The sequence below is a fragment of the Phytoactinopolyspora halotolerans genome, assembly GCF_010550675.1.
Lineage (GTDB): Bacteria > Actinomycetota > Actinomycetes > Jiangellales > Jiangellaceae > Phytoactinopolyspora > Phytoactinopolyspora halotolerans.
Genome location: NZ_JAAGOA010000019.1, coordinates 114411 through 130457 on the forward strand (window position 1 = coordinate 114411; position 16047 = coordinate 130457).

The 16047-nt window shown below is 68.4% G+C and carries 15 protein-coding genes; 10 read left to right on the forward strand and 5 right to left on the reverse strand.

The window, feature by feature from the left end:
• Nucleotides 1-239: 239 nt before the first annotated feature.
• Nucleotides 240-914: a FadR/GntR family transcriptional regulator gene (locus G1H10_RS23490; RefSeq protein ID WP_163742415.1), complete on the forward strand. Its 675-nt coding sequence runs from the start codon at nt 240-242 to the stop codon at nt 912-914.
• A gap of 129 nt (nt 915-1043) precedes the next feature.
• Entirely contained in the window at nt 1044-2003 is a 960-nt protein-coding gene (locus G1H10_RS23495) for a dihydrodipicolinate synthase family protein (protein ID WP_163742417.1), read from the forward strand.
• A gap of 8 nt (nt 2004-2011) precedes the next feature.
• Here G1H10_RS23495 and G1H10_RS23500 read toward each other — a convergent pair whose 3' ends face one another.
• Entirely contained in the window at nt 2012-2563 is a 552-nt protein-coding gene (locus G1H10_RS23500; RefSeq protein WP_163742420.1) for a hypothetical protein, read from the reverse strand.
• Between the two features lie 114 nt (nt 2564-2677).
• Between G1H10_RS23500 and G1H10_RS23505 the strand changes: the two genes are divergently transcribed.
• Nucleotides 2678-3355 (forward strand): FadR/GntR family transcriptional regulator, encoded by a 678-nt coding sequence (locus G1H10_RS23505; protein WP_163742423.1) that lies wholly within the window; start codon nt 2678-2680, stop codon nt 3353-3355.
• 217 nt (nt 3356-3572) lie between these two features.
• On the opposite strand, the gene G1H10_RS23510 is transcribed toward G1H10_RS23505, so the two are convergent.
• Complete coding sequence (locus G1H10_RS23510; RefSeq protein WP_163742425.1) at nt 3573-3998, reverse strand: VOC family protein; 426 nt, start codon at nt 3996-3998, stop codon at nt 3573-3575.
• Between the two features lie 116 nt (nt 3999-4114).
• Here G1H10_RS23510 and G1H10_RS23515 point away from each other — a divergent pair, with 116 nt between their 5' ends.
• Nucleotides 4115-5092 (forward strand): helix-turn-helix transcriptional regulator, encoded by a 978-nt coding sequence (locus tag G1H10_RS23515; protein WP_163742428.1) that lies wholly within the window; start codon nt 4115-4117, stop codon nt 5090-5092.
• A 10-nt stretch (nt 5093-5102) separates the two neighbouring features.
• On the opposite strand, the gene G1H10_RS23520 is transcribed toward G1H10_RS23515, so the two are convergent.
• Nucleotides 5103-6104 carry a bifunctional helix-turn-helix transcriptional regulator/GNAT family N-acetyltransferase gene (locus G1H10_RS23520; protein ID WP_163742431.1) on the reverse strand — a complete coding sequence of 334 codons (1002 nt, stop codon included), beginning with the start codon at nt 6102-6104 and terminating at the stop codon, nt 5103-5105.
• Nucleotides 6105-6323: 219 nt separating this feature from the next.
• Here G1H10_RS23520 and G1H10_RS23525 point away from each other — a divergent pair, with 219 nt between their 5' ends.
• A complete protein-coding gene (locus G1H10_RS23525) occupies nt 6324-7526 on the forward strand; it encodes an aminotransferase-like domain-containing protein (RefSeq protein ID WP_163742434.1) in 1203 nt (400 codons plus the stop codon).
• A gap of 137 nt (nt 7527-7663) precedes the next feature.
• Nucleotides 7664-8188, forward strand: a complete 525-nt coding sequence (locus G1H10_RS23530) for a Uma2 family endonuclease (protein ID WP_163742437.1) — start codon at nt 7664-7666, stop codon at nt 8186-8188.
• 90 nt (nt 8189-8278) lie between these two features.
• Here the strand turns inward: G1H10_RS23530 and G1H10_RS23535 are convergent, their stop codons facing one another.
• Nucleotides 8279-10531 (reverse strand): MMPL family transporter, encoded by a 2253-nt coding sequence (locus G1H10_RS23535; protein WP_163742441.1) that lies wholly within the window; start codon nt 10529-10531, stop codon nt 8279-8281.
• Between the two features lie 314 nt (nt 10532-10845).
• Here G1H10_RS23535 and G1H10_RS23540 point away from each other — a divergent pair, with 314 nt between their 5' ends.
• Nucleotides 10846-11412 (forward strand): TetR/AcrR family transcriptional regulator, encoded by a 567-nt coding sequence (locus tag G1H10_RS23540; protein WP_163742444.1) that lies wholly within the window; start codon nt 10846-10848, stop codon nt 11410-11412.
• Nucleotides 11413-11453: 41 nt separating this feature from the next.
• Here the strand turns inward: G1H10_RS23540 and G1H10_RS23545 are convergent, their stop codons facing one another.
• Nucleotides 11454-12356, reverse strand: a complete 903-nt coding sequence (locus G1H10_RS23545) for a GNAT family N-acetyltransferase (protein ID WP_163742447.1) — start codon at nt 12354-12356, stop codon at nt 11454-11456.
• A 353-nt stretch (nt 12357-12709) separates the two neighbouring features.
• Between G1H10_RS23545 and hisD the strand changes: the two genes are divergently transcribed.
• From hisD to hisB, 3 genes are all read left to right on the forward strand, one after another.
• Nucleotides 12710-14128, forward strand: coding sequence for a histidinol dehydrogenase (gene hisD, locus G1H10_RS23550; protein ID WP_163742449.1), 1419 nt, complete (start codon nt 12710-12712; stop codon nt 14126-14128).
• A complete protein-coding gene (locus tag G1H10_RS23555) occupies nt 14121-15209 on the forward strand; it encodes a histidinol-phosphate transaminase (RefSeq protein ID WP_163742452.1) in 1089 nt (362 codons plus the stop codon). The genes hisD and G1H10_RS23555 overlap by 8 nt, the downstream gene beginning before the upstream one ends.
• 70 nt (nt 15210-15279) lie before the next feature.
• Nucleotides 15280-15903, forward strand: a complete 624-nt coding sequence (gene hisB / locus G1H10_RS23560) for an imidazoleglycerol-phosphate dehydratase HisB (RefSeq protein WP_163742455.1) — start codon at nt 15280-15282, stop codon at nt 15901-15903.
• The last annotated feature ends 144 nt before the right edge of the window (nt 15904-16047 follow it).

The following is a 16047-nucleotide window of genomic DNA, read 5'->3' on the forward strand; positions in this document are numbered from 1 at the left end:
GACAATGCCCGCGTGTAGGCCCTGGCGTCACCGGGTGGAGGCTATGACGGTGCGGTGGCGCCGTCGTCAGTCTGGCGATCGACGCAGTTCATAGCCGTTTGTTGCATGGCATTGCGGACTTCTCTCGGGCGCGTGGCGTGGAAGTGCACGGCGGCGGGCCGTCACGTCCGGCGTTGCGGGACGTGCTGTGACGAGAGAGCGGTATTGCCTTCTTGTAAGATATCAGTTAGCTTGAGGCCGTGGAGGAGTCCAAGTTTCTGGCAGCTCAGCAGCGGTTGCGTGAGTACATCGACCAGAACGGGTTGCGGCCCGGCGACGGGCTGCCGTCCGAGGGTGCGCTCGCGGCTGAACTCGGCATCAGCCGCATCTCTCTGCGGGAGGCGACACGCAGCCTGCAGACCCTCGGCGTGATCGAGGCCAAGCGTGGCAAGGGCCTGTATGTCAGCGAGTTCTCCTTCCAGCCGATCCTCGACCAGCTGCCCTACGGGATGGCGGTGCACGGGGCGTCGCTGCACGAGGTGCTGGTGGTCCGCGAGACGCTGGAGGAGGGGCTCATCGAGTCGGTGGCGAAGCGGATGGGTGCCGACGTCGTGGACGACCTGGACCGGCTGGTCGACCGGATGGAGGAGGCGGAGCAGACCGGCGGACCGCTCAGCGATATCGACAAGGAGTTCCATCTGCGGCTGTTCGAGCCGCTCGGCAACCAGCTCGTCACGCACCTGATCGAGATCTTCTGGGTGCTCTCCGATCGGCTTCGGGGCGAGGAACTCGGGGTGCCGCTGCACGTCGCGGACGTCCATCGCAACATCGTCCGGGCGCTGCGCAACGGCGAACGCCTGGTCCCCGCGATGAGCGCGCATTTCACTGACATCCGCAACCGGATGGAGAAACACGAGCGATCCGTGCGGTCCTGACGCGGAAGACGGCCGACGCGGACGTGGCCTGACGCGCACGCGTTCTGACGCGGAGAACTCCTGACGCGGAAGACGAGGCGATCCAAGACGTACGCGGCGCCCAGCCGGGGCGCCCGCGGGAGAACAGCCGTGCCGACGACGGCACACGGTACGCAGGAGGTGGCCGGTTTGGACCGGACCGACGAGTCAGCTCGCACCCGAACACCGGGCCCGCGTGGGGTTTTCTGTCCGATCATCACACCGCTCGACGCCGACGAACGACTCGACGAGGCTGCGCTGCGCGGGCACGTCGAACGTCTGGTCGGCGGCGTGGACGGGATCATGGTGCTGGGAACCGGTGGTGAGCTGCCGATTCTCCGGGACGACGTGGCGAGCGGTGCGATCGAGGTGGTCGCCGATCAGTTGGCGGGCCGGCTGCCGCTCGCCTGCGGCATCGGGGACGCCGGGACGGCGCGCGCGGTGGACCGGGCGGCACGGGCCAAGGAGGCGGGTGCGGATTACGCCGCGGTCTGCGGCCCGTATTATTACCGTGCTGACTCGCAGGCCGTGACCAGGCATTTCGCCATGATCGCGGACGCATCCAGCCTGCCTGTGGTGCTGTATAACATCCCGAAGTGCACGCACACTCCGCTCGACCGTGACGCCGTGCTGGCACTGGCCGACCACCCGAACATCGTCGGGATCAAGGACTCCACCGGCGACCGGGACTTCTTCGACTGGCTGCTGGCCGCGCGGGAACGGACCGGCTGGACCGTGCTTCAAGGGACCGCCGAGAAACGTGCCAGCGAGTACTGGCGATCCGGCATGGACGGCTACGTGTCTGGGTTGGAGAACGTGGCGCCCGGAACCATGCGGGCGCTGGCGCAGGCGGTAGCGGCCGGCGACGACGGACAGGCGGCCGCGTTGCAGGAACGGATCGACGCTCTCGTTGACCTCGGCGGGCGGCACTTCTGGCTGTCGGTGATCAAAGGTGCCGTCGCCGAACAGGGCCTTGGCGGCGGCACGGTTGCGGCGCCTCTGCCGTCGCTGGACGAGGCTGCCCGCGCCGACGTCCGGGAGACGCTTGACCGGATCGGGCTACTCGCCTGAGCAGTGAGTCAGGACAGGCTGCGCGCCCGCGACGACGGCAGTCCCGCCCGGTCCGGCACCACGTTGCGCAGCCCGCGCAGCCACTCATCCGGCGGGTCGGGCCACCAGCGGCCGGACGACAGGGTGGACAGCGCGCCGCTCACCGCCGTCGTCGTGGCCGCGGTTGGAACGACGCGCGCGGGGGATACGCCGGCGAGGACACCGAACCACCAGTGTTTGCGGGTGTCCGCCAGCGAATCCGGGTCGAGGACGATGTAGTAGTCGGGGAGGGACACGTCTTGACGACGCAACGCCGCCAGCGCGGCTTCGACGGCCACCTCCAGCGTGCCCGGTTCACCCTTGCCGTCGAAGAAGCCGGTCCACGCCGCGGCCACGTCGGCGAGCGGGTCGGCGTCGTGGACGACGTACGCGGCGTGGCTCTGCGCCGCGCGCCGGTGCGGAGACTCGTCGCTATCGCCCGACGTGATGCCGCGGACATTGGCAAGGCTGTCGAGCCGGTTGACCATGGCGGACGAGTCCGCACCTACCAGGACCGCCACCGTGCTATTCGGCCGGGACATGATCTCGAGTCTAGGTCCGCAGCTGTGACGAGCCGGGGCACGGGCGCATGCGTTCTTCGGACATCGGCGTGAACAGGAGCTGGACTGTTGTCAGAGATCAGATACCTTAGGCGCGTGCGTCATGGAGAGATGTTCCGGGAATCGCAGGCACGGCTGCGGGCTTACATCGAGGACCACGGTCTGGCTGCGGGGGACGCGTTGCCGCCGGAGGGCAAGCTGGCTGAGGAGTTGGGAATCAGCCGGCTCTCGTTACGTGAGGCGACGCGTAGCCTGCAGACCCTCGGTGTGATCGAGGCTCGTCCGGGGCGAGGCCTGTTCGTCAGCGACTTTTCCTTCCGGCCCATCTTGGAGCAGTTGCCCTATGGGCTGGCGGTGGGCGGAGCCGCATTGTCCGAGGTTCTGGTCGTGCGGCAAGCGCTGGAGGAGGGGCTGATCGAGGTGGCGGCGAAGCACCTCGGCCCGGATGACTGGGACGAGCTCGACGCCTTGGTGGATGAGATGGCGCGCTGTGAGGCCGACGGTGAGCCGGTGGCGCCGGTCGATCGGGCCTTCCATCGCCGCCTCTACGAGCCGCTCGGCAACCGACTGGTGTCGTCGATGATCGACCTGTTCTGGGAGTTGCTGCACCGGCTCAGTGACTCGGTCCCGGAGATCCCGGATCGTCGTCATCCAGCCGACGTGCACCGCAGGATTGTCACCGCGCTTCGGGCCGGTGACGGGCTGACGGACGCGATGCGCGGCCATTTCGTCCACATCCACGAGCGCCTCGCCGCGATCGACGCACCGAAGTGACCCGCACCGCCCACATGCCGCCGCGTGCGAGCGGTATCTTCCGCTACCGTGCTTGAACGGTTCGGGACCCATCCGCCCTTAACAACGGTGCGCCAAGGACGCGAACAGAGTGAATGAAAACCGTCGGGTGGCTGATAACGTACCTGGTCATGAAGTGTGCTCCCCGCGCACGGTTGGAGTAGCGGGGAGCCTGCGGTACCTCGTCTTCACTGATCGGTCAGTTGCCGTCCCATTGTGCTTCGACATCAAGAACCCAGGTGATGCCGTAGCGGTCGGTGAGCATCCCGTACAGCGGTGCCCACTGCGCCGCAGCCAGCGGGACGACGATCGTGGCGTCCTCGCTGAGTTTGTTCCAGTAGCCGGTGATCTCCTCGGCGTCGGCTCCGCGCACGGAGACGAAGAACGGGATCGTCCCGGGATGCCAGTCGGTGTGGGAGGGCACGTCATAGGCCATGACCCGGAAACCCGCATCGGAGGCTACTTGGCCCCACATGATCTGGTCTGCTTCTTCGGAGACGGTGACGTTCCCCGCGTCGGCGTAGGTGATGGCGGTCAGGTTTCCGCCGAAAACGGACTGGTAGAACTCCAGGGCTTGGCGCGCCTGACCACGAAGGTTCAGGTGAGGAGTGACGTGGACGGACATGTGCTGGACTCCCTTGCGTGGATGGATGAAACGCGACGCTTCTTCTGAGGTCGCGTCTGCAAGACTTCCAGCAGTAGCGGTCATATTCGGTCCTCTACTCCCACTAATCTGGTGCCATGTCCAGGCCGACTTCTCGCCTGCTGTATTTGCTCTCCCTGCTGCAGATGCGCCGTGACTGGCCGGGCTCCGTCCTGGCTGAACGTCTCGATGTCACCCCCAGGACGGTCCGCCGCGACGTCGAGCGCCTGCGGGAAATGGGATACCGGATCACCGCTATGAAAGGTCCGGACGGTGGGTATCGCCTCGACGCGGGCGCCGAGCTCCCGCCGATGCTGTTCGACGACGAACAGGCTGTGGCGTTGGTGGTTGCGCTGCGGGCCGCCTCAGCCAGCGGAATCGGCATCGACGAACCCGCCGCTCGGGCATTGGCCTCCATCCGGCACGTACTGCCGACGCGGTTGCGACACCGGGTCGACACCATCGACGTCAGCACGATCCCCGCCACTGGATCATCACCCCCGCCTGCCGTCGATCCAGAAGTCCTTGTGGCGGTCAGCGCCGCCACGCACCGCCGCGAAGTCCTACGCTTCGCCTACGCTTCCGATACCGCCGACCGTCCTGCCCGTCGCGTGGAACCACACCACGTGGTGACCGCATCGGGACGGTGGTACCTGCTCGCCTGGGATCTGAATGAGGACGACTGGCGGATCTACCGCCTCGATCGCATGGCACCTCGCACACCCACCGGCCCACAGTTCGCTCCCCGTGACGTTCCCGGGAGTAACCCCGGAACGTATGTCGCCGCGCGATTCAAGGGCTCGGGTCACGCCGATCAGTGGCCGTGCGTCGGCGAAGCCACTCTTGCCCTGCCCCCTGAGCAGGTGATTCCTTTCGCCGGCGACGGCGTCGTGACCGCCGTCGGACACGACAAGTGCCGCCTCAGAGCAGGGTCATGGTCGTGGACGGCGCTTGCCACGTGGTTCGGCCGGTTCGACGCCGAGATCACTGACGTCGCCCCTGAAGAGCTCGCCCACGCCTTCACTACTCTCGCGGACCGCTTCCGTCGAGCGCGAGCCTTGCACCGCGCAGAGTGATCATGAACGCTCACTGAGGTGCGAGCCCGACTGATCGTTCATGAAGATCGGGCGAAGCCGAGGCATTACGGGTCTCAGGCCGGCGGCCGAGGTGCTTCTCGAACCAGTGCTGGGCGTGCGGCGTGGGTCCGTACTGGTCGATCGCTGCGTAGCCGGCGCTGCGGTACAGGGCGATGGCCTCGTCGAGGACGCCGTGTGTCGCAAGCCGGAGCACACGCAGATCCATGCCGGCGGCGTGGACCTCGATCTCGTGGAGCAGCCGCCGTCCCAGGCCGATGCCGCGGGCGCCGGGATGGACCCACATGTGCCGGATCTCGCCGACGTCCGGCTCGATCACCCGGACGGCGACGCAGCCGCGCGCCTCGCCGTCCTCGGTGGCGACGAGCAGAGCTCCGGCGTCACCGCTGAGCTCACGGGCGCTGACCAGGTCGGCGTCGTCGAAACCCTCCGGGAATCGTTGCCGAAGCTCGTCGGCGAACGCGGACAGGCAGCGACGCGCGGCTTCCGACGACGGATCGACAGCGCCGACCTCGATCGCGGAGAGCCGGAGCAGATGACGGGCTCGGTCCGTCGCGCTCACCAGCTGCTCCTGCTGCGCGGCCGGTAACCCGGACAGTAGCCGGTTCGCCAGCCCGGTCGCGCGTTCGTTCAGGTCATCCAGCTCGCGCCGGCCGTCGTCGGTGAGCGTGGCCACGCGCACCCGGCCGTCGTCGGGACTGGGCCCCACCGCGACCAGCCCTTGCCGTTCCAGCGAGCGGATGAGCCGGCTGAGGAATCCCGAGTCGAGGCCGAGACGCACGCGCAGGTCGCGGAGGTCCACACCCTGACCGATCTCGAACAGGACGCGGGCCTCGCTCAGCGGGCGGTTCTGCCCGAGGTAGCGATCCGACAGGATGCCGACCCGCTGCGTGTAGTAGCGATTGAATTCACGCAGGCGTTCGGCACGATCACGTTGCTCATGGTGTGCACGTTGTGCCCGCTGCGGGTGGACGTCGTCGCCAGAGCTGGTCATGCCGACATTATCTGACTATAGTCAGATAAATTCCAGAGGTTGCCCGCATCGGCGCCGCCACAGACACACCGACGTGCGCCGACGTCGCGAATCACCATGCGCGGGGCAATCGGAGCCTTTGTACCCACGGGTGCACGACCTGCGACGTGGCTACGGATCCGCCTCAGCAGCGTCGTTCAGCGTGCGCCCACAAGGGGGCGCCGGGGTAGGAGGTATGTCATGGTCGATTGGGCTGCGCACGCGGCCGCACGGACGAGCCGGCTGAAACCGTCGGCGATCCGGGAGATCCTCAAGCTCACGCAGCGCGGGGACGTCATCTCGTTCGCCGGTGGCTTGCCGTCGCCGGATCTCTTCCCGACGACGACGATCGGCGCCGCCACCGAGCGGGTGCTACGCCGCCACGGGGCGACCGCGTTGCAGTACAGCACCACGGAAGGCCATCCGCCGCTGCGCGAATGGGTGGCGGCGCGCTACGCGAACGTCGCGGCCGACGACGTGCAGATCGTCTCCGGGTCGCAGCAGGGCCTGGACCTGGTGGCCAAGTGTTATCTCGATCCGGGGGACGCCGTCGTCGTCGCGGCGCCCACCTACACCGGCGCGTTGCGGGCTTTCGATCCCTACCAGGTCCGGTACCGCACGGTCGAGACCGACGACGACGGCATGGTCCCCGAGGCGCTGGAGGCCGCACTCGCCGCCGGCGCGAAACTGCTCTACGTCATACCGAACTTCGACAACCCGACCGGAACCCACCTGAGCCTCGAGCGGCGCCATGCCGTCGTGGAGCTGGCAGGCAGGTACGGGGTGCCGATCCTGGAGGACGATCCCTACGGCGAGCTGCGGTTCGAAGGTGCCGAGCTGCCGCACCTGCGCGACCTTGCACCGGAGCGGGTGATCCACGCCGGTACGTTCTCCAAGACGCTGGTCCCAGGGTTCCGGCTGGCATGGCTGATCGCGTCCCCGGAAGCGCTGGAGCCGATCCGACGCGCGAAGCAGGCGGCTGACCTGCACACGTCCACGTTCGTGCAGGCGATCGCGGTGGAGATCACCGCCGACGGCTTCCTCGACGAACACCTCGTCAAGATCCGCGACCACTACCGCAGCCAGCGTGGATACCTGCTGGACGCACTCGACCGGGAACTGGGCGGCGGCGACGGCTTCCACTGGACCCGGCCGAGCGGCGGAATGTTCGTCTGGATGACCGTCCCGTCCGCCGCCGACGGCACGCCGGCGGACACCACTGCGCTGGCGCACGACGCGGTGGCCGCCGGCGTCGCGTACGTGCCGGGGGAGTCGTTCTACCCTGACGGCGGTGGTCTGGACGGGCTGCGGCTGAGCTACTCGGTGGCGACCCCTGAGCAGATCAACACCGGCATCGCGAGGCTCGGCGAACTGCTCCGTCGAGCGACATTGAGAGATGTTTAGTTGTGGATAACTCTGTCAGTAGCTGTTGGCTGTGTCATGCTTGTCAGTGATCTTACTTCTGCGTGAGAGATGGGGTGTCACTGTGGCAAACGGTATGATCGTGAGTGCAGCAGGACAGAGACGGATGGAGGTGTGTGATGACCATCCTCGAGCTGCCGGAAGCCATGCACTGGACGCCGAGTGCGCTCGAGCGGCTACCGGCGGACTTCCGCTATGAAGTGCGGGAAGGCAATCTCGTTGTGATGGCCGCAGCCATGCGTCCGTGGCATGCGGACGCTCAGATCCGTCTCGTCAACCTTCTTCGGCAACAGGGTCGGCATGCTTACATCGAGCAGGGTGTGGAGCTCGGCCCAGGGGAACTTCGCACGTGCGATGTGGGCGTGTACCACAAGGCGCCTGGGGGAGATGCGGCGTATCGGCCGGCGTCGGATTTCGCGCTGCTGGTCGAAGTTGTCTCGACAAGTTCAGTGCGAGAGGACCGGGGAATCAAGCCTGCCCTGTACGCGACCGCCGGCGTGCCCGAGTTTTGGCGTGTCGAGGAGAGCGACGACGGGCGGGCGATCGTCCACCGGCATCAACTCACACATGCCGTCGATGGTTCGCCGACCTATGTTGAGACGGATGTGACCGCGCTGGACACGCTGGAGGAGAGCGCCTCGTAGGGCCGCCCGGGTTCAGCGTGCCCCGGCAATGCCGGTGACGGCCGGCCGGCGGGTCATCGCCAGCGGCGCGCCGTAACCAGCAGTCCGGAATCAGCGGCGTTCGGTAGCGACGGCTGAGTGCGGAGTGACGGCCCCGACCACGGCCGGAGCCGGCTCGGCGGCGGGTTCCTCCCGCAGGCCGACGCGGCGGTGCAGCCGGCGCAACGGCTCCGGCGCCCACCAGTTGGCCCGCCCGGCCAGCCGCATGAACGCAGGCACCAGGACCCCGCGGATCAGCGTCGCGTCGACGAGGATGACCAGCGCGATACCGATGCCGAGTTGCTGCAGGAAGACGATGCCGCTGGTGGCGTAGATGGAGAACGAGACGGCCAGGATCACCGCGGCGGCCGTTACCAGCGGCGCCGAGCGGGCGATGCCACGCGGGACAGAACCGGCGGCGTCGCCGGTGCGGTCATAGTCCTCCTTGATCCGGGAGAGCAGGAAGACCTCGTAGTCCATCGACAGCCCGTAGGCGATGCAGAACATCAGCAGCGGGATGCTGGGCTCGACCGCGCCGGACGGCGTGAAGCCGAGTAGGTCCGCCAGGCCGCCTTCTTGAAAGCCCCAGACCAGCACGCCGAACATCACCGACAGGCTGAGCAGATTCAGCACCGACGCCTTGATCGGCGCCACCACCGACCCGGTCATCAGGAACAGCACCACGAACGTGACGGCGACGATCAGTCCGGCGAGCAGCGGCAGCCGGTCGACCACCCCGTCGTTGTAGTCGGCGAGCTCGGCCGGGTAGCCGCCGACCAGCACGTCGAACGGCGCGGGCGTCGCCCTGACCTCGTCCACCAACCCGGCGGGATCCTCGGCGAGCCGTTCACCGGTGGGGATGACGGTCAGCCAGGTGCCCGTGCCGTCGTCGCCGGTGAAGCGCTCGTGGAACGGTCGGCTGGGAAGGGCGTCGCCGCGGATGTAGGAACCGGCGGCCGAATCGACCCGCTCCACCCCCGGCAACTCGGAGAGCGCGGCCGCGTACCCGGCGAGCCGTCCTGATCCGGCGTCGGGGGCGACGACGTAGACCGCGTCCGCGTCCTCGGTGGTGAAGTCGTCGCGAATCGTGTCGTACATCTCGCGCACAGCCAGGCCGTCGGGCAGCACCCGCTCGTCCGGCGAGCCGAAGTTGATGCCGAGCGCGGGCGCCCCCAGGCCCAGCAGCGCGACGAGCGCCAGCCCGCCGGCCAGGATCGGGCGGCGCATCACCGCGGCCGGCAGCCGGAACCAGAATCGCTGCTCGTCGTCGGTGGCTGCGGCGGGGTCCGTGGCGTCTGGCGAGCCGCGTCGTACGACGCGCCGCCCGACCAGCACCAGAGCCGCCGGCAGCAGCACCGTCGCGCCGAACACGGCGGTCAGCACGACGGCGATACCGGCATAGGCGAACGAGGACAGGAACGGGTACGGGAAGACGAAGAGCACGGCCAGCGACGCGGCGACGGTCAGGCCGCTGAACATCACGGTTCGACCGGCGCTGGCGACGGCGGCACGCACCGCGTCGGCGACGTCCACCCGCCGGGTCAGCTCCTCGCGGAACCGGTAGACCATGAACAGGCCATAGTCCACGCCCAGGCCGATCCCCATCACCAGGGCGATGTTCGAGGCGAATGTGGAGATCTCGGTGACGCGCGTGAACGCCCACAGCAACGCCAGGGTCCCGACCACGGTGAAGATGCCGAGGCCGAGCGTGACGAGCGCGGGCGCGGCCCGGCGATAGACCGCCCACAGGAGCACACCCACAAGCGGGACGATGACGATCTCCGCCCGGATGAAGTCCGCCGCCGCCTCCTCGGCGGTGACGCGGAAGATCTCGTCGCTGCCGCCCAGCTGGACATCGACGGCGGTGAGCTCGGAGTCGGCCGATTCGAGTTCGTCCTCCAGGCCGGGCAGGACGGTGCCGCGTACGTGATCGGCGTCACCGGGAGCCCACCCGAGGATCAGGCCGTGCCGGGCGTCGTCGCTGCGCAGTGTGTCCGGGGCGCCGGGGGTCCAGTACGACCACGCGTCGCCGATATCGGGATGCTCGGCGAGTAGCGCGGTGAGCTCGGAGCCCGCGCCGGCGACGTCGGCGTCGTCGACGGTACCCTCCGGGGCGGTGACCAGCACGGCGACGTTCGGCGTGCTGGTACCGAACTGCTCGCCGAGCAGCTCTCGGGCGGCGACGGACTCAGAGTCCGGCGCTTCGAACCGGTTGAGGGAGAGGGCATCGAGCACCCCGGCGGCAAGGGCGCCGGCGAGGACGAACAGTACGAGCCCGGCGCCGAGTATGCGGCGGGGCGCGCGAGTGATGAGGCGGCCGATCATGAGCGGTGCTCTCCGGGGTGAGACGGGTAGGTAGGGGTAATATCGAGAGAAATGCGAGAGGTGGCTCGCATTTCTCGACGATGATGAGAATACGAGTAGTCGCTCGTGTTTGTCTACTGCACCGCCCGGGCAGTGCCTGACGAGCGTGGTCGGGGTTCTCGCGCCGCAGGAGGCGGTGGCGGGCAGGCGGTGAGCGTGGCCGTCGGTGTAAGGATGGTGACGTGACAGAATCCAGGGAGGTCACAACGGACCACGCCGCGGCGCCGGGGCACGGTCGAGTCGGCCCCAAGCGGCAGGAGCGTGGCCAGCGGCGGATGGCCCAGATCGTCTCGGCGGCTGCCGAAGTCTTCGCCGAAAGCAGCTATGAGGCCGCGACGACGAACGCGATCGCCAAGCGCGCCGGGATCTCGCCCGGCTCGCTCTACCAGTTCTTCGCGAACAAGGACGAGATCGCTCGCGCGCTGGCCGAACGCTACGTCGCCGAACTCGGCGTGGCGCAGGCGAAGGCGCTGGACCTGGAGAAACTGCGGACCGCGTCGCTGGAGGAGACGCTCGCGGCGGTGATCGCGCCCCTGATCGAGTTCAACCTGGCCAACCGCGGCTTCAAGGCGCTCTTCGCCCGGCCGGACATGCCACCCTCGCTGACCGAGGCGGTGGCGCCGTTGCACGCCACACTGACCGAACGCGTCAAAGCCCTGCTGGCAATGCGCTTTCCGCAGCTTGCGGGCGACGCCCTCGACCGTACCGTCACGGTGGCGATCCAGATCGTGCGGGCGATGATGCCGTTGATCGTCGCCGCCGAGGAAGGCCCGGAGCGCGACGCGCTCGTCGCCGAGCTGCACCGCGCGCTGCATGCGTACCTCTCCGATGTCGTGCGGTGATCCATGGCTCGACGCCGGCCGGAATCCTGTGGGGCCGACGGTCAGGCCAGATCGATCCGGTGCTGTTCGACCGGATAGCCGGCCTTGGCGAAGGTGGAAGCCATCGGTGTGTTGGTGACATCGGTGCCGGCGACGATCCGGTCTGCGCCCTCGGCCACGAGTAGGTGCGTGGCCTCGACGAGGAGATCGTAGGCGTAACCGTTGCCTCGATGTTCGGGCACGACGCCGACGTAGCCGATGAGCGGGTCGGCGTGGTGGTGGCATGGTGCCGTTAATCCGACCAGGTCGCCTCCAGGCGTGTACGCGAGCCGCCACCAGTCCCGAGGGCTGGGCATCCAGCGCAGATAGTCAAGCTCCTGCTGGGCCGAGGCGTCGAGGCCGGACTCGGCGATGGTCTGCCGAACGTGGGCATCAAGGCTGCCGTCGTTGATCCTGCGAAAGACATCGAAGATCACGTCGTCGTCGGGCTCGGGGCGATATTCCAACCTGCCCGGGCGTGCCGGGAGGCCGCAGTCGGGCGTCCATCGGTAGCGATAACGTTCGACGAGCGGAGTCAGCCCTGCCGCGACGGCAGCATCGATCCGCGCGGTGGCCGCCTCATGGACGGTGGGGTCGTCTCGCCATTCTGGCGGGAGTTTGAGCTCGTACTGTGCGCGAAACGGCGCAGTCCGCAGCAGTCGAACGGCTGCGTCGGCGTCGGTGAAGTCGAACCAGTCGAGTGCGAGAGGCTTGCTGTCGGTTGGGCCGGCCCACCATGCGGCCCGTGCTACGACGACCCCGTCGCGCAACGCGATCCAGCACCATTCCGAGCGATACTCGCCCCTGGCGACCATTGCGGAGAACGTGTCGCCGAACGCGGCGAAGCCCACCAGGCCGGGGTCGGGCAGAGAGTCGAAGAGATGTTCCTCGCCGGCGGCGAGAGCGCGAATGACCAGATCGGTCATATCAGATTCCTTCCGGGACGCGGCGCGCTCCCGTCAGATAACCGACGCCCTCGTCACCGGGTGGGAGCGCATGATCGTTAGCGTGACCATCGTTCCCACCTCCTTGGACTTGATCGAGGGCGTGTGACGAACCATAGCCGCACCGACTGCGGCCGGACAAGCGAATTAAGGGCCATATGGTGGAGCCTGCCCTTGTGACGTTTGCTGGATCGGCTCGCTCGAGTTGAGCCGTGTTCGTGGTCACGTCCGTGCGCCCGATGTACGTCGAGCATGATCGAGGTGCGACGCACATCGATGTCTTGGTATCCGGGCAGGTTGTCCGGTTATTGAACGGTGCTCCTACACTTGGGTAAGTGATACGCCGCATCGACCTGCGCGGTCGCCTCGCAGCGGGCGAGGTTCTCGACTACCGCGCGCTCGTCCCACGTGCATCTGTCGACGTAGAATCCGCGCTCGACGCGGTCCGGCCGATCTGCGACGACGTGCGCCATCGTGGGCTTGCGGCGCTGCAGGAACTCGCGGCCCGGTTCGACGGTGTGCACCTCGACGACGTCCGTGTGCCCGAGGTGGTCATCATCGAGGCGCTCGACGGCCTCGACGCGCAGGTGCGGGTCGCCCTGGAAGAGTCGATCGCCCGCGCCCGGCGGGTCCACGCCGACCAGCGGCGCACCGACGCCACGACGACGGTCGTCCCCGGCGGAACCGTGACCGAGCGGTGGGTTCCGGTGGAACGGGTCGGTCTGTACGTACCGGGTGGGCTCGCCGTCTACCCGAGCAGCGTCGTCATGAACGTGGTGCCCGCGCAGGCAGCCGGCGTGCAGAGCATCGCCGTCGCCAGCCCGCCGCAGAAGGAGTTCGACGGACGGCCGCACCCCACCATCCTCGCCGCCTGCGCCCTGCTCGGCATCACCGAGGTGTACGCGAGCGGCGGAGCACAGGCGGTGGCGATGTTCGCCTACGGTCTGCGCGGCGAGTCCGGCGAGTGGACGTGCGCCCCGGTCGACCTGGTGACCGGGCCCGGCAACGTGTATGTGGCGGCGGCCAAACGGCTGCTGAAAGGGCTGATCGGGATCGACGCGGAGGCCGGCCCGACGGAGATCGCGATTCTCGCCGACGATTCCGCGAACCCGGTGCACGTCGCCGCCGACCTGATCAGTCAGGCCGAGCACGACCCGCTCGCGGCGAGTGTACTGGTCACCGACAGTCCGTCGCTCGCCGACGCCGTCGACGCGGAGCTCAAGCGCCAGGTCGCCGCGACCAAACACGTCGAGCGTGTGACCGCCGCGTTGAGTGGCGAGCAGTCCGGCGTGGTGCTCGTCGACGACCTTGACCAAGGCCTGGCCGTGGCCGACGCGTACGCGGCCGAACACCTGGAGATCCAGACCACGGACGCGGCCGCCGTCGCGGCGCGTGTCCGTCACGCCGGTGCCGTCTTCGTCGGCCCGTGGTCCCCGGTGAGCCTGGGCGATTACGCCGCGGGTTCCAACCACGTGTTGCCGACCGGCGGCTGCGCGCGACACTCGTCCGGTCTGTCCGTGCAGTCCTTCCTGCGTGGCATCCACGTCGTCGAGTACGACGAGGCGGCGCTGCGCGACGTCGCGGCGCATGTGGAGACACTCGCCGACGCCGAGGACCTGCCCGCGCACGGCGCCGCGGTACGTGCCCGGTTCGCCGGTCGTGATGCGCGCGGCGAACGGGCGGAGCGAGCCGAGCAGGCGGAGCGAGCCGAGCAGGCGGAGCCGGCCGAGCAGGGCGGAGGCGGCGATGAGTGAGCTGCCGATCCGGGACGAGCTACGCGGGATCGAGCCGTACGGTGCTCCGCAGCTGGACGTTCCGGTACTGCTGAACGTCAACGAGAACCCGTACCCGCCCTCCGAGTCGCTGGCGAGCGACGCCGCCAAGGCCGTCGCGGACGCGATGGCCGGGATGAACCGTTACCCGGACCGGGAGGCGCTGGATCTGCGCGCCGACCTCGCCGCGTACCTGGCGGGGGAGTCCGGCGTGTCGCTGCCGGCCGAGCAGGTGTGGGCGGCGAACGGGTCGAACGAGATCATGCTGCAGGTGCTGCAGGCGTTCGGCGGGCCGGGCCGCACCGCGCTGTCGTTCGCCCCGACGTATTCGATGTATCCGGAGTACGCCCGGAACACGTCGACGACATGGATCACCGCACCTCGCCGGGACGATTTCACGATCGACCCGGACGACGCGCTGGCGGCGGTCGCCGAGCACCGCCCGCACGTGGTGTTCCTGGCGTCGCCTAACAATCCGACCGGTACGGCCGTGTCGCTGGACCTGGTCCGGGCGCTGCACGAAGCCACGGACGGGATCGTCGTCGTGGATGAGGCGTATGCCGAGTTCCGGCGGGAACAGACGCCGAGCGCGTTGACGCTGCTGGCCGACCACCCGAGGCTGCTGGTCACCCGCACCATGAGCAAGGCGTTCGCGTTCGCCGGTGCGCGTCTCGGTTATGTCGCCGCGTCTCGCGGCGTCATCGATACGCTACGGATCGTGCGGCTGCCCTACCACCTCTCGGCGGTGACGCAGGCGGTGGCGCGGGTGGCCCTGGCGCACTCGGCGGAGCTGCAGGAGCGGGTGGAGCAGCTGCGCACCACCCGGGACGAGCTGGCAGTGTGGCTGCGCACGCACGACCTTCAGGTCGCCGACTCGGACGCGAACTTCCTGCTGTTCGGGATGTTCACCGACCGGCATGCAGTCTGGCAAGGGCTCCTCGACCGCGGCGTGCTGATCCGGGAGACCGGGCCGGACGGATGGCTGCGCGTGTCGGTGGGCACGGAAGAAGAGACCGAGGCGTTCAAGACGGCGCTGCTGGATGTGCTCGGCCGGACGGCGTAGCCCCGCCGGGGTGCGACGAGGCCGGACACGCGACGACAGCAGTGACGACGACAGGCAGACGGAGAAGACGATGAGCGAGGAACGGCGAGAGGGCACGGCCCGCACGGCCAGGGTCGAGCGGGCGACCAGCGAGAGCAAGGTCACCGTCGAGGTGAACCTGGACGGCACCGGCGTGCACGACATCTCCAGCTCGGTTCCGTTCTACGACCACATGCTCACGGCGCTGGCGCGGCACTCGCTCATCGACCTCACCGTGCAGGCGACCGGTGACACGCACATCGACGTCCACCACACCGTCGAAGACACCGCGATCGTGCTGGGTCAGGCGATCCGACAGGCGCTGGGGGACAAATCTGGCATCGTCCGGTACGGCGACGCACTGGTGCCGCTGGACGAAGCGTTGGCGCAGGCCGTCGTCGACGTCTCCGGGCGGCCGTACTTCGTGCACTCCGGAGAGCCGGCCGGGCAGGAGTATGTGCTGATCGGGGGGCACTTCACCGGCTCGCTCACGGCGCACGTGCTGGAGAGCATCGCGCACCACGCCGGGATGACGATGCACGTCCGTGTGCTGGCCGGACGCGATCCGCACCACATCGCCGAGGCGCAGTTCAAGGCCGTCGCGCGGGCGCTGCGTACCGCCGTCGCCATCGATCCGCGGGAGAGCGGTGTGCCCTCAACAAAGGGCGCGCTATGACGCGTGGAGCACCAAGCGTCCTTGGGTGCGCCGAGCCCGCGATGCGTGCGGCACCAAGCTTCCTTGGGTGCACCAAGTCTGCAGTGCGTGCAGCATCAAGCTTCCTCGGGTGCGCCGAGCCCGCGATGCGTGGAGCAACAAGCT